This window comes from Pseudomonas sp. 1 R 17 (assembly GCF_900067035.1).
Lineage (GTDB): Bacteria > Pseudomonadota > Gammaproteobacteria > Pseudomonadales > Pseudomonadaceae > Aquipseudomonas > Aquipseudomonas marginalis.
Genome location: NZ_FKLB01000022.1, coordinates 13,919 through 37,014 on the forward strand (window position 1 = coordinate 13,919; position 23,096 = coordinate 37,014).

A 23,096-nucleotide genomic window follows, 5' to 3' on the forward strand; every position below is an offset into this window, starting at 1 on the left:
CTCATGCTTCAACGCGCGTTTGCGAGCCTTTGCCAAGGGGCCAGCCCTCCCCACAGCATCGAGCAGCTATTGGCCGGTGTGGCGCAGCTGCTGCCAATGCTTGACGTGATCCCCAATGCCGCCATCTTCATCAAGGACCTGGAGGCCCGTTACGTCCTCGCCAACCGCACCCTGGTGCAGCGCTGCGGCCTCAAGCAGCTGCAACCATTGCTGGGCAAGACCAGCGCCGACGTCTTTCCAGCACCATTGGGACCGGGCTACACCGAGCAGGACCGGCGCGTGCTGCAGCAGGGTTTTGTGCTGGAAGACCAACTCGAACTGCACCTCTACGGCAGCCGCGAACCCGGCTGGTGCCTCACCCACAAATGGCCGCTGTACAACCACGAAGGCCGCATCATCGGCCTGGCCGGGATCTCGGTCGACCTGCAATCGGCCAGCCAAACCCACCCGGCCTACCAACGCCTGGCCGCTGTGGACGAGCATATCCGCACGCACTTCAACCGCCGTGTCACCCTCGGCGAACTGACGCGCATCGCCGGGATTTCCGTGGCGCAACTGGAGCGCTACTGCAAGCGCGTGTTCCACCTGACACCCCGGCAGATGATCCAGAAAGTACGCTTGGAACACGCCCATCGGTTGCTGCACAGCGACATGCCGATTACCGAGGTCGCGCTGCAGTGCGGCTATACCGACCACAGCGCGTTCACCCGGCAGTTCAAGGCATCGACGGGGTTTACGCCGAGGCAGTATCGGGAAACCTGCTGAGCGCCCGAGCCCCCCTTCAGGCACGCCACATTGCAATGCAACGAATGGCCCACCGAGCCCTCATATGTTCACGAGTAATGTTTAACCACGACAGGTACCAAGCTTATGACCGCGGCTGAAAACAACCATGTGAACTGGCTGGTGGAACAATCGATGCTGCACGCGGCACGCCAGCGCGCCAAGCTCTATTCGGGCCAGGGCCGGTTGTGGCAACAGCCGTATGCGCAGACCCGGCCCCGTGATGCCTCGGCCTTGTCGTCGGTGTGGTTTACCGCCTACCCGGCGTCGATTGTGACGCGCGAGGGCGGTACGGTGCTGGAGGCGTTGGGGGATGAGACGCTGTGGCATGCACTGTCGAAAATCGGCATCCAGGGCATCCATAACGGCCCGCTGAAGAAATCCGGTGGCCTGACCGGCACCCGGCACACGCCGACCATCGACGGCAATTTCGACCGCATCAGCTTCGAGATCGACCCGCAGTTGGGCACCGAGGCGCAGTTGCAGGCGTTGACGCGCATGGCGGCGGCGCACAATGCGGTGATCATCGACGACGTGATTCCGTCCCACACCGGCAAGGGCGCGGACTTTCGCCTGGCGGAGATGGCCTACGAGGATTACCCCGGCCTTTACCATATGGTGGAGATCCGCGAGGAAGACTGGCCGCTGCTGCCCGACGTGACCGAGGGTCGTGATGCGCAGAACCTCAGCCCGGCCCAGGTGGACGCCCTGCGCGACAAGCACTATATCGTCGGCCAGTTACAGCGGGTGATCTTCTTCGAGCCCGGCGTCAAGGAAACCGACTGGAGCACCACGCCGGTGGTCATCGGCGTGGATGGCAAGCCGCGTCGCTGGGTGTACCTGCATTACTTCAAGGAAGGCCAGCCGTCGCTGAACTGGCTCGACCCGACCTTCGCCGCGCAGCAGATGATCATCGGCGACGCCTTGCACGCCATCGACGTGATGGGCGCGAAGATCCTGCGCCTGGACGCCAATGGTTTCCTCGGCGTGGAACGCACCCTCGATGGCACGGCCTGGTCCGAGAGCCATCCGCTGTCGATCACCGGCAACCAACTGCTGGGCGGGGCGATTCGCAAGGCCGGTGGTTTCAGCTTCCAGGAGTTGAACCTCACGGTGGATGACATTGCGTCGATGTCCCATGGCGGCGCCGACCTGTCCTATGACTTCATCACCCGCCCGGCGTACCAGCACGCGCTGTTGATGGGCGATGCCGAATTCCTGCGCCTGATGCTGCGCGAAATGCACCGCCAGGGCATCGACCCCGGCTCGCTGATCCATGCCTTACAGAACCACGATGAGCTGACCCTGGAGCTGGTGCACTTCTGGACCCTGCATGCCCACGACACCTTCCTTTACCAGGGGCAGACATTCCCCGGCAATATCCTGCGCGAGCACATCCGCGAGCAGATGTACGAACGCCTGGCCGGCGAGCATGCGCCGTATAACCTCAAGTTCGTGACCAATGGCGTGTCCTGCACCACCGCCAGCATCATCACGGCCGCGCTGGGCATTCGCGACCTGGAGGCGATCAGTGCTGCCGACATTCAACAGATTCGCCAGATCCATTTACTGCTGGTGATGTACAACGCCATGCAGCCCGGGGTGTTCGCCTTGTCCGGCTGGGACCTGGTAGGCGCGCTGCCGTTGGCCGCCGAGGAAGTCGCGCACTTGATGCAGGATGGCGATACCCGCTGGATTCATCGCGGCGCCTACGACCTGGTGGACCTGAACCCGGACGCAGAATTGTCGGCCGGCCAGATGCCGCGCTCGAAAAGCCTCTACGGCAGCCTCAACAGCCAGTTGCAGGACCCGGACTCGTTCGCCTCGCAACTGCAAAAGATCCTCGCCGTGCGCCGCGCCTACGACATCGCCGCCAGCCGCCAGATACTGGTGCCCGACGTGCAGAACCCCGGCCTGTTGATCATGGTCCACGAATTGCCGGCCGGCAGAGGCACGCAAATCACCGCGCTGAACTTCGGCGCCACGCCGATCACCGAAACCCTGAACCTGCCGGATATCGCGGCGGGGATGGTGGTGGACATCATCAACGAACGGGTGGAGGGCGACCTGACGGCGGAGGGCGAGTTCACCATTACCCTGGATGCGTACGAGGGGTTGGCGCTGCGGGTTATCGGCAGCACGCCGATGTAACCTCAATCTTCCAAGCACCGAAGAACCCAATGTGGGAAGGGGTGTTGTCAGGCCTGTGGCTGCTTTTCAGCCAACTGAAACCGATACCCCACCCCATACAACGACTCAATCGGCGTTTCCCCCGGGCATACCTGTTCCAGCTTGCGCCGCAGGTTGCGGATATGGCTGTCCACCGTGCGGTCGGTGACCACGCGGTGGTCGGAGTAGAGGTGATCCAGCAACTGGTCGCGGGAAAACACGCGGCCGGCGGCGCGGGCGAAGGTGTTGAGCAGGCGCAGTTCCAGGGGCGTGAGGTCCAGCGCGATGCCGTCCAGCGAGGCCTGGTAGCGGGCTTCGTCGATCAGCAGGCGCGGCGCGCCGGTGCCGAGCAGCTGCGGGCTGCGGCGCAGGATGGCCTTGACCCGGGCCACCACTTCACGGGGGCTGAAGGGTTTGCAGATGTAGTCGTCGGCGCCCACTTCCAGGCCGAGCAGGCGGTCCACTTCTTCGACACGGGCGGTGATCATGATGATCGGCACCGCGCTGAAACCACGCAGGTCCTGGCACAGCTGCATGCCGTCACGGCCGGGCAGCATCAGGTCGAGCAGGATCAACCTGGGCTCGTGGGCGCGCACGGCGGGCACCACGTGCAGGCCATTGTCCAGGCACCGGGTGGTATAGCCGGCGGCCTCCAGGTAGTCGCGCATCAGGGCGGCGAGCTTGGGTTCGTCTTCGACGATCAGGATCGGCGGTTCATCGTGCATGGTTCACAGGCTCCGGGGCAGGCGCAGGGTCAGCCACAGGCCGCCGTAGGGCGAGTGGTCGGCAACCAGGCTGCCATCGTGGGCGTTGGCGATGCTGCGGCAGATTGCCAGGCCCAGGCCGGCGCCGCCATGCTCGCGGTTGCGCGATGACTCGCCACGGTAGAACCGCTCGAACAAGCGTGGCAACTGGCTTGCGGACACGCCCGGCCCGGAGTCGAGAAAGTCGATACGCACCGTGTCGCGATCGCCCCCCACACTGATGCGCAACCTGCCATTGACGTCGGTGTAGCGCAGCGAATTTTCCAGCAGGTTGGAAAACAATTGCTGCAGCCGACTGGCATCCGCCAGCAGCTCCACGGGCTCGCGCGGCAGCTTCAGGTCGAGCTGCAACTGGCGGGCGGTGAAACGCTCCCGGTAGATCGCCAGGCTGTTTTCGAGCACGTCGTTCAGCAGGCATGGGGCCTTGCGGTAGGTCAGGGCGCCCACGTCCGCCAGCGACAGTTCATACAGGTCATCCACCAGCTTGCTGAGCATGCTGACTTCGCCTTGCAGCGACTTCATTGAGCTTTGATCCAGGCTGCGCACACCGTCCTCGATCGCCTCCAGCTCGCCCCGCAGCACCGACAGCGGTGTGCGCAGTTCGTGGGAGACATCAGCCATGAACTCCCGGCGCATTTTTTCGTTGCGCTCCAGGGTATAGGCCAACTGGTTGAAGTCGCGGGCCAGTTGGCCGACTTCGTCGTGGGAGGCCACGGCCACGCGGCTGCTGTAGTCGCCGCTGGCCAGGCGGTGGGTGGCGGCGGCCACGCGCTTGACCGGCTCCAGCAGCGTGCGGGCGATCCACCAGGCAATCAGCATCGCCAGCAGCAACGAGAACACGCCCATCACCAGGCTGGTGCGCAGCTGGTATTGCTGGAAGCGTTCGCCACCGGCCTCGGTCACGCTCTGGAACGGGGTCACGGCCAGCCAGCCCACGGTTTCGCCCGCGACCACAATGGGGCTCACCAGCGCATCCTCACCAATCGCGGTGTAGCCGGTGACGCGCTTGCGGTCCTTGTCGAGCAGGGCGATGCGAAACAGCGCACCCGTCAAGTCCGAGGCCAGCGGTGTACGCAGGTCATGGGTGACCCGTTCTTCGTCGGGGTCTGGGCGCATGATGTCGAACCAGCGATCCGGGCGGTTGCGCATGAACGCCCAATTGCCTTCGCGCGCATAAGCACTGGCCAGGCGCGGCACCACCGTGGCCATGCGCTCCAGCGCCTGTTCATTGATATAGCCAAGAAACCCGCGGCCAAAACTCCAGCCGGTGGCCAGGCCCATGCTGAGGATGACCAGCAGCACACCGGCCGATACGGCGACAAACAGTTTGGTGGAGATACTCAACTTCATGAACAAGGGCCGTAAAAGAGTGGACCCGCCCATTTAGGGCTCCATGGAGGAAAGATTCAACCCAGGCGGGCAATCTTCAATTTTCCTGCACATTTGCCGAGCAGCATGACGGTAAGGCTTGCACCACCCCGTCTTGCAGAGGCAACTATGTCGACCAAACTTTTCGCCAAATACCTGGTAACCGCCGCGGTTCTCCTGTCGTTCGTCATTCTGGTGCTGCTTGGCGGCTGCTCGGCCGGCGACCCTGCGCCGGCAGTCGCCACCCCCGTGGTCTCGGTGATCACTGTGCAGCCCAAGCGCCAGGTCATGACCACTGAGCTGGCCGGGCGCACCCAGGCGTTTATGGTCGCCGAGATTCGCCCGCAGGTCGGCGGTATCGTGCAGCAGCGCCTGTTTGTCGAAGGCGCCGAGGTCAAGGCCGGGCAGGCGCTGTACCAACTGGATGCGGCACCCTACAAGGCGGCATTGGCTGAGGCCCAGGCGAGCCTGGCCAAGGCGCGCGCCACCTTGAAGTCGGCACAGACCACCGCCGCGCGTAACGCCCGGTTGGTGAAGATCGACGCCATCAGCCAGCAAACCAACGAAGATTCCCAGGCCACCCTGCTGACCGCCGCCGCTGACGTCCAGGTGGCCCAGGCCGACCTCGACACTGCCCGCATCAACCTGGCCTACACCCGCATCAGCTCGCCGGTGGCCGGGCGTATCGAGACGTCCACGGTCACCCCCGGCGCACTGGTGGTGGCCAACCAGGACACCGCACTCACTACCGTGCAGCAACTCGACCCGATCTATGTGGATGTGACCCAGTCCACCACTGAATTGCTCGCCCTCAAGCGCGACCTGGCCCGTGGCGTGTTGCAGGCCAACGGCGACGGCGAGGCCCGCATCAGCCTCAAACTGGATGACGGCAGCACCTACAACCACGACGGCCGCCTCAAGTTCAGCGGGGTCAGCGTCAACCAGGGCACCGGCACCGTGACCTTGCGTGCGGTGTTCGACAACCCGGAGCATGTGCTGCTGCCCGGCATGTACGTGCGTGGCGTGTTGGAGCAGGCCCGGGATGACCAGGCGATCCTGATCCCGCAAAAAGCCGTAAGTCGCAGCGCCAGCGGCGTGACCTCGGTGTTGCTGGTGGTTGACGGCAAGGTCGAGCAACGCGTGCTCAGCGTTGACCGCGCCGTGGGCAACCAGTGGTGGGTGACGGCGGGTTTGCAGGCCGGTGACCAGGTGATCGTCGAAGGTGGCCAGAAAGTCCGCATCGGCGCCGTGGTCCAGACCCAGGCCGCCGATGCCGGCGCCCTGGCGCAGGAGGGTTGAACATGGCGCGTTTCTTTATCGATCGACCGATTTTCGCCTGGGTCATCGCCATCGTGATCATGCTCGGCGGCGCGTTATCCATCAGCCAGTTGCCGCTGGAGCAGTACCCGGACATCGCGCCGCCCACCGTGCGTATTTCCGCCACCTACACCGGCGCGTCGGCCAAGACCGTCGAAGACTCGGTGACCCAGGTCATCGAGCAACAGATGAAAGGCCTGGACAACCTGACCTATATGTCGGCCTCCAGCAGTTCGGCGGGCAGCGCCAGTATCAGCCTGACCTTTGGCGCCGGCACCGACCCCGATGTAGCGCAGATGCAGGTGCAGAACAAGCTGCAACAGGCCGAGTCGCGCTTGCCGCAGTCGGTGCAGAGCGAAGGCCTGACCGTGACCAAGGGCGGCTCGGACTTCCTGATGATTGCCGCCCTGGCCTCGGATAATCCCAGCGTCACCGGCACCCAGATCGGTGACTACATCTCCAGCACCTTGCTCGACTCCATCAGCCGTATCGACGGCGTGGGCGACGTGCAGACCCTCGGTTCGGGCTACGCCATGCGCATCTGGCTGGACCCGGCGCTGCTGGAAAAATACGCGCTGATGCCGTCGGATGTGAGCACTGCGCTGGAGGCGCAGAACACCGAGGTCTCAGCCGGCCAACTCGGCGCATTGCCGGCGGTTAAGGGCCAGCAACTCAATGCCACCATCAGCGCGCGCAGCAAACTGCAGACGGCCGAGGAGTTCCGCAATGTGGTGGTCAAGTCCGGCAGCGACGGCGCGGTCGTGCTGCTCGGCGACGTGGCGACCGTGGAGTTGGGCAGCGAGAGCTATGACATCAACTCGGCCCTCAACGGCAAGCCGGCTGCCGCCATGGGGGTGCAACTGGCGGCGGGCGCCAATGCGCTGGAGGTGGGCGAGGCAGTCAAGGCCAAGCTCAAGGAACTGGCGCCGTTTTACCCCACCGAAATGCAATTGAAGAACGTGATCGCCTACGACACCACGCCCTTTGTGAGCCTGTCCATCGAGGAAGTGGTCAAGTCCCTGGGCGAGGCCATCGTGCTGGTGGTGCTGATCATGTTCCTGTTCCTGCAAAACCTGCGGGCCACGCTGATCCCGGCGATCACTGTGCCGGTGGTGTTGCTGGGCACGTTTGGCGTGTTGGCGTTGTTCGGTTACTCGATCAATACCCTGACCATGTTTGCCATGGTTTTGGCCATTGGCTTGCTGGTCGACGATGCGATTGTGGTGGTGGAAAACGTCGAACGGGTGATGGCCGAGCAGGGCTTGTCGGCCCTGGCGGCCACGCGTCAATCGATGAATGAAATCACCAGTGCACTGGTCGGCATCGCCCTGGTGCTGAGCGCGGTGTTTATTCCCATGGCGTTTTTTGGCGGTTCCACCGGGATCATCTATCGGCAGTTTTCGGTGACCATCGTCTCGGCCATGGTGCTGTCGGTGGTGGTGGCGATGACCCTCACGCCGGCACTGTGCGCCACGCTGCTCAAGCCGGGGCACGCGGTTCAACGGGGCTTCTTCGGTTGGTTCAACCGTTCCTTCGAACGCTGTTCCAGCGCCTATGAAGCGTTGGTCGGCGCTGTCCTGCAACGCTCATGGCGCAGCCTGGTGGTGTATGTGCTGATCGCCGCAGCCATGGCGGCGGGTTATGCCAGCTTGCCTACTTCGTTTTTGCCGGATGAGGACCAGGGCATTCTCATGGCGCAAATCCAGCTGCCGGTGGGCGCTACCGACAGCCGCACCCAGGCGGTGTTGCAGCAGTTCGAGGCGTACATGCTCAAGCAGCCGAAAGTCGAGGCGATGATCAGCATCAGTGGCCTGGGCATGGGCGGCAACAGCCAGAACACCGCACGGGCGTTTATTCGCTTGAAGGACTGGAGTGAGCGCTCGGACGATGCCGCCACGATTGCCCAACGTGCCACCTTGGCCCTGGCAAGCATTGGCGATGCCGATATATTCGTGATGCAACCGCCCGCCGTGCGTGGCCTCGGCCAGAGCTCGGGGTTTGATTTGCAGCTCAAGGACCTCGCCGGTCTTGGCCACGACGCATTGGTGGCGGCGCGCGAGCAGTTCATCGCGCTGGCCAGGCAAGACCCGCGCCTGCTGGGCGTGCGCAGCAATGGCCTGGACGATGCACCGCAACTCAAAATCAGCATCGATGACCGCAAGGCCGGGGCCCTGAGCCTGAGCACCAGCGACATCAACAGCACCTTGTCCACGGCGCTGGGCGGCACCTATGTGAATGACTTCCTCAACCAGGGCCGCGTGAAGAAGGTCTACGTGCAGGGTGAAGCCAGCACGCGGATGCAAGCGGCCGATCTGGACCACTGGTTCGTGCGCAACAGCAACGATGAAATGGTGCCGTTTTCGTCATTTGCCAGCAGTGCCTGGAGCTATGGCTCGCCGTTGCTGGAGCGCTACAACGGCACATCCTCGCTGGAAGTGGTCGGCGACCCGGCGCCCGGTGTGAGCTCCGGCACGGCGATGGACGCGGTGGAGGCGATTGCCCGGCAACTGCCCGATGGCATCGGCTACGAGTGGACCGGCCAGTCGTACCAGTTGCGTCTTTCCGGGTCCCAGGCGCCGTTGCTGTATGCGGTGTCCATCCTGTTTGTGTTCCTGTGCCTGGCCGCGCTGTACGAGAGCTGGTCGGTGCCGTTCTCGGTGATCCTGGTAGTGCCCCTGGGTATCGTCGGCGCGGTGTGGGCCACACGCTTTACGGGATTGAGCAATGACGTGTACTTCCAGGTCGGCCTGCTGACCACCGTAGGGCTGGCAGCGAAGAACGCGATCCTGATCGTCGAGTTTGCCAAGCACCTGCAGGAGCAAGGCAACAGCCTGCGCGAGGCGACGCTGATCGCCGTGCGCCAGCGTCTGCGGCCGATCCTGATGACGTCCCTGGCCTTCATGTTCGGCGTGCTGCCCCTGGCCGTGAGCAGTGGCGCAGGTTCCGCCGGGCGCCGGGCCATCGGCACCGGTGTGCTGGGCGGCATGTTCAGCGCCACGGTGCTGGGGATCTTCTTTGTACCGCTGTTTTTTGTGTTGATTCGCCGCCGCTTTGGCCGAGCCGGCACGACGCCCATTGTCGAAAAAGGTGACGCATGACCCGCTTTCTCTTCCCGTTAGTGGCCGCAGTGGTCTTGAGTGGCTGCATCAACCTGGCGCCACACTACCAGCAACCCGAGGCACCGGTGCCTGGCGAATGGCAAGCGGATGTGCAGGGTGAGGTGCCGGCCGACATCCAGTGGCAGCAGTTCTTTACCGACCGCCGCCTGGCACACCTGCAAACCCTGGCCCTGGCCAATAACCGCGACCTGCGCCTGGCCAGCCTGAATATCGAGAAGGCCCAGGCGCAATACCGCATCCAGCGCGCAGCGGCGTTCCCGACCCTCGACGCCAGCGTCAACGGTACCCACAGCCGCACGCCGGGCTCGCTGTCCAGCAGCGGCACGGCCGTGACCAGCCACGACTACAGCGCGCAATTGGGCCTGAGCAGCTATGAGGTCGACGTGTTCGGCCGCGTGCAGAACCTGCAGGACGAAGCGCTGGAAGACTACCTGGCGCTGACCGAAACCCGGCGCAGCACGCAAATCAGCCTGGTGGCCGAAGTGGCCACCGCCTGGCTGACCCTGGCCGCCGACAACGAGCACCTGCAACTGGCCGAAGAGACCCTGGCCAGCCAGCAATCCACCTACGAACTGACCCAGCGCAGCCACACCCTGGGTGGCTCCACGGCGTTGGCCGTGGCCCAGGCGCAAACCACCGTCGAATCGGCGCGGGTCGATGTGGCCGAGTATCAGAGCCAGATCCTCCAGGACCGCAACGCCCTGCGCCTGCTGGTCGGCAGCGACATCCCCGACGCCTTGCTGCCCGACGCCCACCTGCGATCGGCAGCGGCGTTGGTGCAGGTGCCGGCCGAGCTGCCGTCGAGCCTGTTGCAGCGGCGCCCCGATGTACTGGCGGCGGAGCACAGCCTCAAGTCCGCGAACATCGACATTGGCGCGGCCCGCGCGGCGTTTTTCCCCAGCATCAGCCTCACCGCGAACGCGGGCTCCGCCAGTGCGTCATTGTCCAGCCTGTTCAAGGCCGGCAGCGGCGCGTGGACCTTCGCCCCGAGCATCAGCCTGCCGATCTTCGATGCCGGCAGCAACCGCGCGACCCTGGATGCGGCCAAGGTCGAGAAAGAGATCCAGGTGCAGACCTACCAGCAAACCCTGCAAACCGCATTCAAGGAAGTCGCCGACGCCCTGGCCGTGCGCAGCACCCTGGACCAGCGCCTCACCGCCCAGCAAGCGCTGACCGAGGCGAGCCAGAAGAGCTACGACCTGTCCGACGCGCTCTACCGCGCCGGCTCGCAAAGCTACCTCGAAGCCCTGGATTCCCAACGCTCGCTGTACAGCGCCCAACAGGACCTGATCACCCTGCGCCTGGCGGAGCAGAGTAATCGGGTGAGTTTGTATAAGGTGATGGGGGGCGGGTGGCAGTAGCGGTGAAAACGGGGAGCCCAGTTATTCCTCTGCCTGTTCGACTAGCGAGAGCGTTGTTTCATTCACGACAACGTGTTCTGTGTCAGTGACGCGTATCAGAAGGGTGTCGTCGGCACCCACAATGAGCTCACAGTTATCAAACACCTCCATTTGAATTGGGCAGCCTTTGGAGAACCAGTAACGGACCAAGGCGGTATTCAAACATTCATTCAGTTCCGGGAATTCAAGGCGGTGTCTGATGAGTAGGAACAGTTGTTCAAGGTTGTCCAGGAGCTGTTGTGAGTCCTTGAGCCCTATGCCAACGGCTGCAAGATAGGTAGCCTTAAAAAGGCAAGCGCACCGGCTTGCTCCCGTGGTCCGTGCCGTTAAATGTTCGGAAAACCGGGCCAGGCATGCTTCTGCGACAGACAGCCCATGCATGCCTTCACGCAGTGACAGCAGGGCACGCGTAAAGTACTCGATGATATTTCCAGCATCGCTGAGCAGCGGGTAGATCGAAAACAGCTTGTCACAGATGACGAGAAAACTAGTCGGGTCCCCGTTTTCCACACACAGTTCCAATGCTTGGCCCCACACCACCAGGCTCGATTGCAGAGCTTCAATTGAATACGGTGCGTTGACGTCGGCCCTGAGTACGGATGCAAGCGCTATGGCGGCAGGTACTTTTTTTTGCGACAGATACGCCGCTTGAACATAGAAAGTCATTTCCCTGCTCATGGTGAGGGCAGGGCCAGGGGCAATGACTTTAGCCAGGGAACGCTCTAAAACCGGCTTTAGCTCCAATACCGGCAGTGGCATGGCGAGTTTGGTGAAGGCAAACATGATATCCACCATCGCCCGCGTCATGCGCACGTGATCGGCCTGATTCAACCCAGGAAGATCAATGCCTTTCTTGATCTGCGCGGTGAGGGCAGGCAGAAAACGCACGGCGAGCGGTATGATTTCACACTTGATCGCACGGTTGTCTTCATCAGCCGTTGACAGGTCATTCGCGATTTTTAAGTAGAGCATTGCCAATAAGGCATTGACGTCGGGAGACATACCAAAATGCTCCTGAACAAGCCGGGTAGACTCCAGCACCTCAGCCAACCTATCCGGATCACGCTCCTCCATTGCCCCTCGTGTGACGATGTCGATGGTGTCGACCCAGAACAGCTCAAATCTGTCATTTGGGTACTGTTTGAATTCGTTGAGGAACTGCGCGGCCTCAACGTTGACTGACCGCGCTAGCTCATCATTGATCTCTTTGGATGACGGGTCAGTGATCAAATGTGTATGCGCTTTGTGCAGTCTGTAACCCACCTCCTGATCCGTCGGAAAACGTTGTGCCAACGTCGCTAGCAACGCGTATGCCTGCTGGGTATGTTGAGGCGCAGATTTTTCAGTGCCGAGCTTGATCATTGCGTTGTAAAGCAAGCGCGCCAGCATGTACGGTGCCGATTTGTTTGGGGCTGGAGACTTGCAGGCGACCGAGGTAAGCATCGATAACAAACGCAAATAACCAGGGATATTAGTGGTGGTTTTTTTCAACGCATCAAGGGTTTGAAGCAGGTTGTGAGGGTTGATGGACCACGCCGATGTCAGGATGGCTTCAAGTGAAGGATCGGTCAGCACCGGCAACCCGCTGGGTCGCCTGGAGGCCTGGGCGAAAGGCATTTGAGTGCGCCACAGTTCATCGATAAAGAATTCACCGATAAGGTCCGGTTGCAGGACGCCTCTGGGAGGGCATTCTTCCAAGGCCCGTTTGATCGTAGGCGCCAATTGGTCGCTGGAAATCAGGGTAGCCAAATCTTTCCACAGCTGTAGTTGTTGGCTGTTCAACTGTTCGAATAGCTGCTCGTCGGACCTCAGTTCTCCAACGGTCGGCAAGCGAAACTTCTGGGATGAGTCGTCCTTGATAAGGAGGTACTTTTTTTCTTCCCCATCGAGCTGAACCACTATTTGATGATTCTCTTGAAGAATGTCCAGTCCGCGAGTCAGTGTTGCCAGTGCGATTAGTTGGACCAGTCCTGGAAATTGTTGTTGATCGGCGCACTTGGTTTCCCAATGACGCGCCTCGCGGTCCAGTACCGGTAGCAGCAGCTCCCGCAGGGCGGGGACTTGAGTTTCATGGGGCGCTCGGCTGAAAGCCCCTGCAATCAGTGCAATCAGCAAGGGTCGGCCCTCGCTGACCTGCTTGACTTGTGACCAGAATGGCGAGGAGGGTGGCGGCAGGGATTCCATTACCTCCGGTGCGCCTGCCTGCAACCATGTGCGTAACAGCGCAGTGGTATGTGTGTTCAGCGCATTTAATTCAAGCGGCGCTCGATAACAATGGTTTCTGATTAAAGTCGCGTTGAGACTTTCACCACCGACCAGCTCGTTCCACCAGTCAGCACTACCGTTGGCCTCGCGCTCCAGCAGCAAAACACGCAGTTTCGTCGTCCTGCTTTCGCTCAGAGCGCAGCAATTGTTCAATAGTGACTTGAGAGCCTTAGCGTCTCGCGCCGCATAGTCGAAAATCAACAGGGTGGGGCGTTGCAACTGTTGCAGTTGCTCAACCTTCGGGAGATTCTTTGCGTCGGTAAATCCGCAATACCAGACGTCCCGATATTTGAGCTCCAACTCATGGGCCAGGCGCGTCTTGCCAATACCGGCGGGACCACATAGCGTCCACCACCTGAATGGCGCTGGGTCCGCCATAAAGACACCCAGCGCATCTAAGTCAGCACTACGCCCCAGCAGCGGAATCTTGCGTTCCGCAAAAAACAGCCAGCGAGGTGTAAACGGGGCACTTTCTGCCAGTGAAGTTTCCGTTCTGATCAGCCATGTCGGCCGCTGTGCGGGGTCTTCGGACAGCCGATAGCTTTTGAGCAGTTCCAACACGGCCCGGACTTTGGCGGGCTCAAGCTTGGCGACTTTCTTGAGCAGGTCCTTGTAGTCGAGCACATCCTTCTTGCCGTTGAAGGTCAATCGGCTGCCCGTCACTTTATCAATGGAGGCCTGTTTGTAGCTGCGCTGCTTGTCGGTCAAAACATAGACGATGACCCGTTTGTAGGTGTCGTCCAGATCGTGTTTCAGGAACGTCTCCAGCGTGCCCTTTACCTTTTCAAGGTCGGTGGTACCGGTGACCTGGATACCGATGTGTTCGACGTCGTCCCCCAGATCAATGGCCGGGAAGCCCTCTTCCTCTTCATTCAGATTACGCAGGTCAGGCCAGCCCATGATGGTCTGGAACAGCGGAAGCACTATTTTCTCTGCGATCCGATGGATGTCGAACAGGCTCATTGCGGCGCTGGACTCGACACTTCTCACCAGCCAGACAAATTCCTCTCTGACCTCAAGCAGCAACTTCTGGTGATCCATAGAACGCCTTCATCCTTGAAAAATAGGGTGTGTTTCGACTCTGTAAGCGAGGCGAATCTACCGTTATCACACGTTGCTCTCAAGTCGTAGGACGAAGGGGGCTGGAAAAAGCCGCCCTAGGCGGCTTTTTCCAAGAGGTTGGATACCCGCGCGTTGAACTATGGTCGCTTCTGATCCTGCGCCGCCTGCAACACCCGCAACAAATTCCCACTCCAGATATTCGCCACCTGGTGCTCGCTATACCCGGCATCCAGCAACCGCTGGGTAATCACCGGCAACTGGCTCACATCGTCCAGCCCGCTTACGCCACCGCCGCCGTCCCAGTCGGCACCGATGCCGACGTGATCTGGGCCGGCCACTTCCAGCAGGTGCAACAGGTGCTTCATGAACACGTCGAGGCTGGCTTTGGGTTGGGCGAAGCGTTGGTTGAGGGTGTCGCGTTCCTGATAGAGCGCCTTGACCTGTTCCGGGCTGAGGGCGGCGAGGTTGGCCGAGCGCGGCCATGGCTTTGTTGCGATCCGGGTTGGGCGTGAGGGGGATCAGGTAGTCGCTGTAGGCGTTGACCTGGATCACCCCGCCCTTGGCAGCCAGTTGGCGCACGCGGTTGTCGTCGAGGTTGCGCGGGTGCGGGTTGACCGCGCGGCTGCTGGAGTGGGAGGCGATGAGCGGGGCGCTGGACAACGCCAGCATCTGGTCGAACACCGCGTCGCTGGCGTGGGACACGTCGAGCAGGATGCCCAGGCGGTTGGCCCGTTGCACCAGGTCGCGGCCCTTGGGGCTCAGGCCTTTCCATTCCGGCAGCGCGGTGGCCGAGTCGGCCAGGTCGTTGTTCATGAAATGCACCAGGCCGAGCATGCGCAGGCCTTGGCGGTAGTAGGTGTTGAGCAACTCGGGATCGGAGCTGAGTGGATCGGCGTTTTCCATGCTGATAAACACCACGCGCTTGCCTTGGGCCGCAATACGCCGGGCGTCGGCGGCGGTCAGGGCCAGGGCGAAGCTGTCGGGGTTGCGGTCGATCACATCGCGGATGCGGGTGAGGGTGGCCAGGCCATAGGCGCTGGCGTAGGCGCGGCCTTCCTCGGTGCGTGGGCCCTGGGGGGTGTAGACGGCGAAGAAACCCCCATCCAGGCCGCCTTCGCGCATGCGCGGCAGGTCGACCTGGCTGCCGTCCTGGCGGTAGTCGTGGCGCTCGAGGATGTTCCAGCCGGGGCGGGTCAGGGTCAGCGGCGTGTCCAGGTGGCTGTCCAGTACCAGCAGGCGTTGGTGCAGGGCCAGGGTGGCGGGGCTGACGGCGGTGTCGGCGTGGGCCAACAGTGGCAGCAAGGCGAGCAGCAGCAGGCGCTTGTTCATGTTCAGAACTCCATGCTCAAGGTGCTTTGGAAGGTGCGCGGCGAACCCGGTCGGAACACGGCGGGGCCGCTGGTGCTGGTGAGGATGTAGCCGAGGTAGTCCTTATCGAACAGGTTGTCGACATTGAAGCGCACCTTCACATTCTTCAGTGGGCCGTAGTGCAGGCGCTCGCCCCCCAGATCCAGGTAGGCGTTGTACAGGGTGTAGCCGGGCACGGATTCACTGTTGGTGAAGTTGCTGTAGCGCTCGCCGATATAGCGTGCCGAGAAGTTCAGCAGTGCCCATGGCGCCAGCTCATAGGTAACCCCGGCCTGGGCCAGCCAGCGCGGGCTGTCGGGCACCTCGTTGCCTTTGATCGAAAGGCCGCCGGCGTCGTTCCGGAACGTGGAGGTGTTGTAGGTCAGGTTGCCGTTGAGCACCACCTTGTCGGCCAGGACCGGGGGTTTCCATTGCCCGCTCAGCTCGGTGCCGTAGGCCTGCACCTTGCCGACGTTCTGGTAGTACGTTTCCACCTGGCTGCTGCCGGGCACGGCTGAGGCGAAGGCTTGCAGGCGGTTATCGAAGTCGGTGCGGTACAGCGCCCAGGCCGCGTTGAAGGTCGGGCGGTTGATGCGATAGCCCACCTCGTAGTTCTTCGCCCGCTCCGCCTCCGGTGGCGGCGCGCTGGGGCTGGCCGCGCGGAAGATGTCGTCGGCGCCACGGGGCAGGGCCATGTTTTCCGAATAGGAAGCAAATACCTGGGTGTCATCGGTGAGGTTGTAGACCAGCCCGGCCTGGGGCAGGAAGGCGTCGTTCCACTGGGTGGCCAGGCGCGGCTGGCGGTCGTTGATGTAGTCGCCGGCGTTGCGATAGCCCTCGATGCGGTACTTGAGGTGCAGGCTCTTGAAGCCGAACTGCAGGCGCAGGCGGTCGTCGAGCAGGGTCCAGGTGTCCTTGAGGTGGTACTGCAACGAATTGCGCGTAGAGCTGAAATCCCCTTGCAGGTGCACCGGCTCATTGAACAGCGGCTCGCCGGCCGGGCTGCCGTCGGTGAGGTTGTAGCGCGCCTGCTGGCGGTTGAACACATCGGTCTCGGCCCACACCCCGGTGTCGATCTGGTGCTGGCCGATGTCCCATTGCAGCCCGGTGCGCCCGCCGAAGCGGTGGCCGCTGAGGGACGACAAACCGTATTGCACGCCCCGTGGGGCAAACAGGCCATCCACCGTGTTTTCGGCATTGTGCAGCGCCAGGGAGGTGGCGTAGGCCTCCGGGGACACGCCAAAGCCTTTCTTGGCCTCGTAGTAGAGGGTGGTGTAGTTGAGCAGGTCCGGGCGGATCTCGAACTGGCCGCCCAGGCTGTACAAGGTGTCGCGGCGCTGGTTCACCGCCTGTTTGTAGAACTGGTTGTAGTTGGTGTTGCTGTAGCGCACGCCGGGCACGCTCTCGGGTAAGTCGGGCAGGCTGCCGAGGTAGGCGAAGTAACGGCCCGAGCGACCGAACGGGTCATTGGCGCTGCCGTCGTACTGGGCGCTGCTCACGTAGGGCGAGTCGTAGTCGTAGAACGCGTTGTGCACGGCGCGCAGCCACACCTCGTCACGTTCACCGAAGCGATAGCGCACCTTGGCTTCCAGGTGTTCACGGTCGATGGTGCCGGGGCCGCGCCATAGGTCGCCGTCGATTTTCGAGCGGCTGAAATACGCCGACAGGCCCTGGTACTCGCCGCTTTGCAGCTTGACGAAACTGCGCCGCAGGCTGTCGCTGCCGAGGGTGTAGGACAGGCTGGCGCCCGGCTCGAGGGTGGGATTGCTGGTCTGGTAATCCACATACGGGCCCAGGGACGCATAGCCCGATTGCGACACGTCGCCCGCGCCGGTGGAGGCGGTGACCCGCTCGGTGTTTTCATTGTCGACGTAGCGATAGATCGGGCTGCCGCCGAACTGATCGGTACGTCCCAGGGGCACACCGTCGATGGAAAAGCCGATCTGCTGCAGGTTGAAGGCACGCACGAACACCGAGTTGCCGAACTCATACAGGCCCAGCGCATCGTTGACCTGCACGTTGAAACCGGGCAGCGCCTCGAGCATTTTCAGCCCCGAAGTGCCGGCCGGCGCCGACAGCAACGCCTGGTGCGAGATGCTCAGGGTATTGCTGATCTTGTCTTCGCCAATGGCGGCGCTGGCTTCAGTTACGCGGGCACCGACCACCTCGACTTTGCTCAGTCGGGGTTCGGTGGAATCGGCGGCCTGCGCCGCCCAACTTGAATCGGCGACCAACAGGCTGGCCAGCAGGGTCTTGCGGTACTGAGCAATCATTGTCTGTCCTTGGCAAGGGTGTGGCGTTAAAGCCCGGTGTGGGCTTGGGCGAGAAACTCGGGCTGGGCCCACTCGTGCACGCTGAAGTCGTTCTGCAGGAAGCCGCGTTGCACCAGGAAGTCCTTCTTCAGTTCCAGGGCCGCCAGGTTCTGCGGCGCCAGGTTCGGCACAAAATCCAGCTCGGCAATGGCGCGGCGGATAAACCCGGCGTCCGGCAGGAAGGTCACGCGGGTGAACAGCTCGGCGGCGGCATCGCGGTGCTGGTTGATCCAGCGCCCGGCGCGGATCGCGGCGCGCAGGAACGCCACCAACACCTGGGGATGCTCTTCGGCAAAGGCGCGGTTGACGGTGGTGGCGTAGGGGCCGTTGTGGTTTTTCAGGGTCCAGTCCGGGTAGCGTTCCAGGTCTTCGATTACCGTGAATTCACCGCTGGCGAGCAGTGCCGGCACATGCCCAGCGGCGACATGCAGCGCGTCCACACGGCCTTCGGCCAGGGCCTGCACCTCATGCCCGGGTTGGCCATGCAGCCCATGCAGTTGCGACCAGAACGCCGAAGGCCGCACCGCCGGCAGCAAGGTCTGCGGATCACCTTCATCCTCCAGCTCGATCAGGCGCACTTGCGACGGCTCCAGCCCGGCCAGTTGCAGGGCATTGAACAGGCCATGTTCGGCCAGCGCCTTGAGCACATCGACCCGCGCCTTGTTGCGGCTCACCGGTACGCCGATGCGCTTGCCGAACAGGTCGGCGACCTGGCGGATACGCCCCTCGGCACGCACCAGGATCTGCCCGGCGCGTTGGGTGGCGGTGCTGGCCACCAGCAACGTATCGGCCTGGTCGGCGCGCGCCCACAAGGCCGGCACTGCGCCGCCGTCGCGAATCAAGCGCGCTTCGCCATGGGTGAAGTGCGGCAGCCAACCGAGGTTGTCGGGCAGTGAGCGCAGGTAGATCGCGTCGGCGCCGACGCGTTGGTATTCCTCGTCCAGCCAACCGAGTTCAACGGCAATATTGGACGCGACCAGCAGCGGGCAAATGCTGTAATGGGTGGGCAGTGCTTGGCTCATGGCAGACTCCTTGGGGAATGGGGGGTGGTGCTCAGGCGTTCGAGGCCTTGTTGCAGGTCGGCGAGCAGGTCCTCGACGGCTTCAAGGCCTACGTGCAGGCGCAGCAACACGCCTGGTTCAATCAGTGCTGAAGGGTGGCGCTGCTGTTGGCGAATCAGACTCTCGAAACCGCCCCAGCTGGCGCCCATGGCGAACAACTGCAGGCTTTCCAGGAAGGCGTTGGTTTGGGGCTCGAAATGCGGCTTGAGGACCACGCCGAACAGCCCGGTGGAGCCGAGGAAATCGCGCTTGAACAAGTCGTGCCCGATGGCCCCCGGCAGCGCCGGGTGCAGCACCTGGGCCACTTCGGGACGCTGTTGCAGCCACTGCGCGACGGTGAGCGCCGAGCGCTGGTGCTGGCGCAGGCGTACACCCAGGGTGCGCAGGCCACGCAGGCCCAGGTAAGCGTCGTCGGCGCTGGCGATATAGCCCAGTTGGCGGACGGTCTCGCGCACCGTCGAATACAGGGTCTGGGTGGTGACGATCACGCCGAGCATCGCGTCGCTATGACCCACCAGGTACTTGGTGGCGGCATGAATCGAGATGTCCACGCCGTGGGCGAACGCCTTGAAGAACAGCGGCGTGGCCCAGGTGTTGTCGAGCATCAGCAATGCGCCGTGGGCATGAGCGGCACTGGCCAGGGCGGGAATGTCCTGGACCTCGAAGGTGCTGGAACCGGGTGCTTCGGCGTACACCAGGCGCGTATTCGGGCGCAGCAAGCCGGCGATGTCGGCACCGAGCATCGGCGCGAAGTACGTGGCCTCAATGCCATAGCGCGGCAGGATCTGGTCGAACACCTGGCGCGCATGCCAATAGCAATTGTCGGTCACCAGGATATGGTCGCCGGCCCGCGCCACTGCCAGCACCGCGCCGACAATCGCCGCTAGGCCGCTGGGCATGATCAGCCCGCGAAAGCCGCCTTCCAGCTGCGCCACGGCGTCTTCGAACGCGGCGGTGGTGGGGTTGCCGTTACGGCCGTAGATATGCCCGCGATAGTGCGGGTCGGCGGCCTGTTGCAGGTGGTTTTCGAGGGTGCCGGTGTCGGGCCAGATAAAGGTCGAGCTGCGATACACCGGGGTGTTGACGCTGCCTTCGTGGCTGGCGGGGTCGCGTCCCAACCGGGTCAGCAGGGTATCGTCATGCATGGGGTCAGTGCTCATGTGCGCTCCAGCCGTTTGGCCAGGCAGGAGAGGGGGTAGATGTAGACAAAGAAGGCGATGAACACCAAGCCGTAGGCGGGCAGCAGCAGGTCGTTGCGCAGTTGCGTGGACAGGTGCGATTGCACGGTGGTCATCAGCTCTTCCACCCCCAGCAGGTTGGCCAGGGAGGTGGACATGGTCACCGCGCAATACAGGTTCATCCACGGCGCCACCAGGCTGGGCAGGGTCTGCGGGATGATCACGTGGCGCAGCGCCTGGCCGTGATGCATGCCCAGGGCCTGGGCGGCTTCCCATTGCCCCATCGGCACCGCGCGTACGGCGCCGCGCACGATCTCCGAGACATAGCCGACAGCGGGCAGGGCCAGGCCCAGCGCGACCTTGAGCCAATCCGGCAATTGCCACCAGCGCCCGGCCCAATGCACTTCATAGGGCAACAGGTAGGCCACGTAGAACATCACCACCAGCCACGGCAGGTTGCGCAGCAGGCGGCTCAGATGCCCGGCACCACGACGCAGGCGCGGCCGGGCGCTGACCTGCAGGCTGCCGAGCACGACACCGGCCAGCGTGGCCACCAGCATCGCGGTGACGCCCATGAGGATATTCAGGCCGAAGCCTTGCAACAGTGCCGGCGCCCACTGCCACAACAGCACGGGCCAGGAGGGTTCAGGCAGCATCGGGCAACTCCTGGCCTGGCAGGCGCAGATGGTTTTCCAGGCGGCGCAGCAGCCAACTGCTGGCGCCGATCAGCAGCAACCAGACCAGCAGCAAGACCTGCATCATCTCGGCGACGTTGAAGTTGTCCGACCAGATCCGATTGCTCGCATAGAGCAATTCCGGCACCGCAATCGCGTAGGCAATCGAGGTCGACTTGATGGTTTGCACCACCGTATTGCCCATGGCCGGCAGGCTGTTGCGCAGCGCCAGCGGCAGCACGATATGGCGCAGTACCGTGGCGCCCTGCATGCCGAGGGCGGCGGCCGCGTCGAGGGTGGCGCGGGGCACGGCATCGATACCGGCGCGCAGGTTCTCGGCCTGGAACGCGCCGCTGTGCAGGGCGATCACGATGATTGCCCATTGCGTGCCGTTGAGCAGCCGCACGCTGGTGTCGTCCGCCAGCGGCAGCCAGGCGCCGACGCCGAAGTAGAAAAAGAACAGTTGCACCAACAGCGGCGTGTTGCGAAACAACGCGACGTACCCCGCGCTCAACCGGCGCCACAGCAAGCGGCGCGAACCCAGGCCGGCAGCGCCCCACACGCCGATCACCAGGGACAGGGCAATACTCGCCACCGACAGCAACAGTGTCAGGCCCAGGCCGAGCAGGAAGCGCTGGCGGTCCATCGGGTCCCACAGGATGCTCAGCGACAGGCCATGCTGTTCCAGCCACAGGCGCAGGTTGGCCTCACTCATGGCTGGCCCGCGCATGCTGCTGCGCTACCCAGGCATTCGGCGCCAGGCCGTAGCGCTGTTCCAGGCCGATGATCACGCCCTGGGCATGCCAGCCTTCGACGATACTCGACACCGCCGCCAACAACGCCGGCTGGCCCTTGCGCAAAGCAATGCCCCACGGCGCCGGATCCTGGCCCGGCAGCTTGACCTCGTAATCGGCCCATTCCGGCTGGCGCGCCAGGGCGCTGTACAACGCATCGTCACCCATCGCCCCCAGACAACGGCTGTCGGCCACCGCCTTGCGCACTTCGGCCGTGCCGTTGAACGAGGCGAACTGCACGCCGTAGCGCGTTTCAAACGGGCGCACCCACACACTGGTGGCGGGCGCACACAGGGTCTTGCCGCGCAGGCTTTGCCAGTCCGGCACGGCGGTGCTTTTCGGCGCAAACACCGTGGCGGCCGAGCTGTAGAAACCGGGGCTGGCGAAATCCACTTCGCGCCGCCGTGCGGGGGTGTCGAGCAGGGACGTGACCAGCACTTCACAACGGCCCTGTTCGAGAAACAGCAAGCGGTTGAGCGGATTGACTGGCACAAGTTGCAGCTTGAGCGGCTGGCCGACCTTGGCAGACAGCTGCTGTTGCAGGTCGACGATCAGGTCCAGGATCAACCCGCCGGGCTTGCCTTGGGCATCGAAGGTCTTGAAGGGGGGGAATTCGTCGCTGGTGCAGACGTTGAGGGTGCCACGGGATTGGGCCCGTTCCAGCAGGGGTTCGGCGTGGGCGTGGAGTGCGCCGAATGCAAAAATAACCAACAGCGCCCGCTGCCAAAGTGACCTGTCGTAAGGGCCGGAGGCAAGTCGAATCGTCGCACCGCCCCTTCCACTTTTATCAGGGCGATGAGCGAGCGCACTCATGTCGCACTCCAGCCCAGGCGCGACCGCTGCGCCGCGCCGCTGGGAAAGGGCTGCGGCGTACCGAGCTGCTGCGCCAGGAAGGTCAGGTAGGCCGCTTCTTCCAGGTTCACCAACAACCGCGTCGCCGCCAGCACGTCCCGCTCCGACCACGCAAACGGCCCGTGATTGGCCAGCAACGCCGCCGGCGCACGCGGATGCTCGCGTAACGCCGCCACCACCGGCTCCGGCGCATACCGCGGCCCCCACGCCGTCAGCGGCACCTCCTGGTCTTCATCCAGAATCCCCAGCAACTGCGTGGCATGGGGGCGCAACGCTCGCCCGGCAATCGCGAAGGCGGTGAGGTACGGCGAGTGCGTGTGAATCACCGCATTCACCGAGGGCCGCTCGCGGTAGATCGCCACGTGCAGCGCCGCCACTTCCTTGAGGTTGTCGGTGAGGCTGCCCTGGCTGTGTTGCAGGTCGAAGTCGACAATCGCCGCCACGCCACTGTCGGCGCCGCTGAGCGAGGCAATCACCAGCCGTGCTTCGCCGGGAATACGCAGGCTGATATTGCCCGCCTCATTGCTCGACAACACCTGGTGCTTGATCAGCAGTTGCTTGGCCAGGGCAAAGTCGTGTTCGAACACTTGGGTAAAACGCACAGGATCAAAGCTCATGGGAACTCCTTGGT

At 63.1% G+C, this 23,096-nt stretch carries 16 protein-coding genes and 1 pseudogene; 5 read left to right on the top strand and 12 right to left on the bottom strand.

The genetic code is table 11. The annotated features are described in order from the left end of the window. Positions 1 to 3 precede the first annotated feature (3 nt). Positions 4 to 765, top strand: coding sequence for an AraC family transcriptional regulator (locus tag BFP99_RS06825; RefSeq protein WP_027606712.1), 762 nt, complete (start codon positions 4 to 6; stop codon positions 763 to 765). Between the two features lie 105 nt (positions 766 to 870). Then, positions 871 to 2,934 (top strand): maltose alpha-D-glucosyltransferase, encoded by a 2,064-nt coding sequence (gene treS / locus BFP99_RS06830; RefSeq protein ID WP_065946924.1) that lies wholly within the window; start codon positions 871 to 873, stop codon positions 2,932 to 2,934. A 47-nt stretch (positions 2,935 to 2,981) separates the two neighbouring features. On the opposite strand, the gene BFP99_RS06835 is transcribed toward treS, so the two are convergent. Together BFP99_RS06835 and BFP99_RS06840 are read right to left on the bottom strand one after the other, a co-directional pair. Continuing rightward, positions 2,982 to 3,677, bottom strand: a complete 696-nt coding sequence (locus tag BFP99_RS06835; protein WP_065946925.1) for a response regulator — start codon at positions 3,675 to 3,677, stop codon at positions 2,982 to 2,984. A 3-nt stretch (positions 3,678 to 3,680) separates the two neighbouring features. After that, on the bottom strand, positions 3,681 to 5,099 hold the full coding sequence (locus BFP99_RS06840) for an ATP-binding protein (RefSeq protein WP_065927390.1): 1,419 nt from the start codon (positions 5,097 to 5,099) through the stop codon (positions 3,681 to 3,683). Positions 5,100 to 5,213: 114 nt separating this feature from the next. On the opposite strand from BFP99_RS06840, the gene BFP99_RS06845 reads away from it, so the two are divergent. The 3 genes from BFP99_RS06845 to BFP99_RS06855 are packed head-to-tail and all read left to right on the top strand — an operon-like array spanning position 5,214 to position 10,881. Next, positions 5,214 to 6,383, top strand: coding sequence for an efflux RND transporter periplasmic adaptor subunit (locus BFP99_RS06845; RefSeq protein WP_065927391.1), 1,170 nt, complete (start codon positions 5,214 to 5,216; stop codon positions 6,381 to 6,383). 2 nt (positions 6,384 to 6,385) lie between these two features. Beyond that, on the top strand, positions 6,386 to 9,499 hold the full coding sequence (locus BFP99_RS06850) for an efflux RND transporter permease subunit (protein WP_065946926.1): 3,114 nt from the start codon (positions 6,386 to 6,388) through the stop codon (positions 9,497 to 9,499). Further along, positions 9,496 to 10,881 carry an efflux transporter outer membrane subunit gene (locus BFP99_RS06855; RefSeq protein ID WP_065946927.1) on the top strand — a complete coding sequence of 462 codons (1,386 nt, stop codon included), beginning with the start codon at positions 9,496 to 9,498 and terminating at the stop codon, positions 10,879 to 10,881. The genes BFP99_RS06850 and BFP99_RS06855 overlap by 4 nt, the downstream gene beginning before the upstream one ends. Before the next feature lie 21 nt (positions 10,882 to 10,902). Here the strand turns inward: BFP99_RS06855 and BFP99_RS06860 are convergent, their stop codons facing one another. The 10 genes and pseudogenes from BFP99_RS06860 to BFP99_RS06900 all read right to left on the bottom strand — a co-directional run bounded on the left by BFP99_RS06860 (position 10,903) and on the right by BFP99_RS06900 (position 23,082). Further along, positions 10,903 to 14,226 carry an SMEK domain-containing protein gene (locus BFP99_RS06860; protein WP_065946928.1) on the bottom strand — a complete coding sequence of 1,108 codons (3,324 nt, stop codon included), beginning with the start codon at positions 14,224 to 14,226 and terminating at the stop codon, positions 10,903 to 10,905. Between the two features lie 158 nt (positions 14,227 to 14,384). Further along, on the bottom strand, positions 14,385 to 14,612 hold the full coding sequence (locus BFP99_RS33545; RefSeq protein ID WP_256098089.1) for a membrane dipeptidase: 228 nt from the start codon (positions 14,610 to 14,612) through the stop codon (positions 14,385 to 14,387). Positions 14,613 to 14,820: 208 nt separating this feature from the next. Next, positions 14,821 to 15,576: pseudogene (locus BFP99_RS33550) on the bottom strand (dipeptidase); the annotation flags it as partial. A gap of 2 nt (positions 15,577 to 15,578) precedes the next feature. After that, a complete protein-coding gene (locus BFP99_RS06870) occupies positions 15,579 to 17,867 on the bottom strand; it encodes a TonB-dependent receptor (RefSeq protein ID WP_065927396.1) in 2,289 nt (762 codons plus the stop codon). Between the two features lie 26 nt (positions 17,868 to 17,893). Further along, the gene (locus BFP99_RS06875; RefSeq protein WP_065927397.1) at positions 17,894 to 18,928 is read right to left on the bottom strand and encodes an ABC transporter substrate-binding protein; all 1,035 of its coding nucleotides are present in this window, start codon (positions 18,926 to 18,928) and stop codon (positions 17,894 to 17,896) included. Beyond that, positions 18,925 to 20,127 carry a cystathionine beta-lyase gene (metC, locus tag BFP99_RS06880; protein ID WP_218064733.1) on the bottom strand — a complete coding sequence of 401 codons (1,203 nt, stop codon included), beginning with the start codon at positions 20,125 to 20,127 and terminating at the stop codon, positions 18,925 to 18,927. Before metC ends, BFP99_RS06875 begins: the two co-directional genes overlap by 4 nt. Beyond that, positions 20,124 to 20,801 carry an amino acid ABC transporter permease gene (locus BFP99_RS06885; protein ID WP_065946929.1) on the bottom strand — a complete coding sequence of 226 codons (678 nt, stop codon included), beginning with the start codon at positions 20,799 to 20,801 and terminating at the stop codon, positions 20,124 to 20,126. The genes metC and BFP99_RS06885 overlap by 4 nt, the downstream gene beginning before the upstream one ends. Further along, positions 20,791 to 21,534: an amino acid ABC transporter permease gene (locus BFP99_RS06890; protein ID WP_065946930.1), complete on the bottom strand. Its 744-nt coding sequence runs from the start codon at positions 21,532 to 21,534 to the stop codon at positions 20,791 to 20,793. Before BFP99_RS06890 ends, BFP99_RS06885 begins: the two co-directional genes overlap by 11 nt. Next, positions 21,527 to 22,426: a transporter substrate-binding domain-containing protein gene (locus tag BFP99_RS06895; RefSeq protein WP_083221148.1), complete on the bottom strand. Its 900-nt coding sequence runs from the start codon at positions 22,424 to 22,426 to the stop codon at positions 21,527 to 21,529. The genes BFP99_RS06890 and BFP99_RS06895 overlap by 8 nt, the downstream gene beginning before the upstream one ends. Continuing rightward, entirely contained in the window at positions 22,423 to 23,082 is a 660-nt protein-coding gene (locus BFP99_RS06900) for a class II aldolase/adducin family protein (protein ID WP_065927401.1), read from the bottom strand. The genes BFP99_RS06895 and BFP99_RS06900 overlap by 4 nt, the downstream gene beginning before the upstream one ends. Between the last annotated feature and the right edge of the window lie 14 nt (positions 23,083 to 23,096).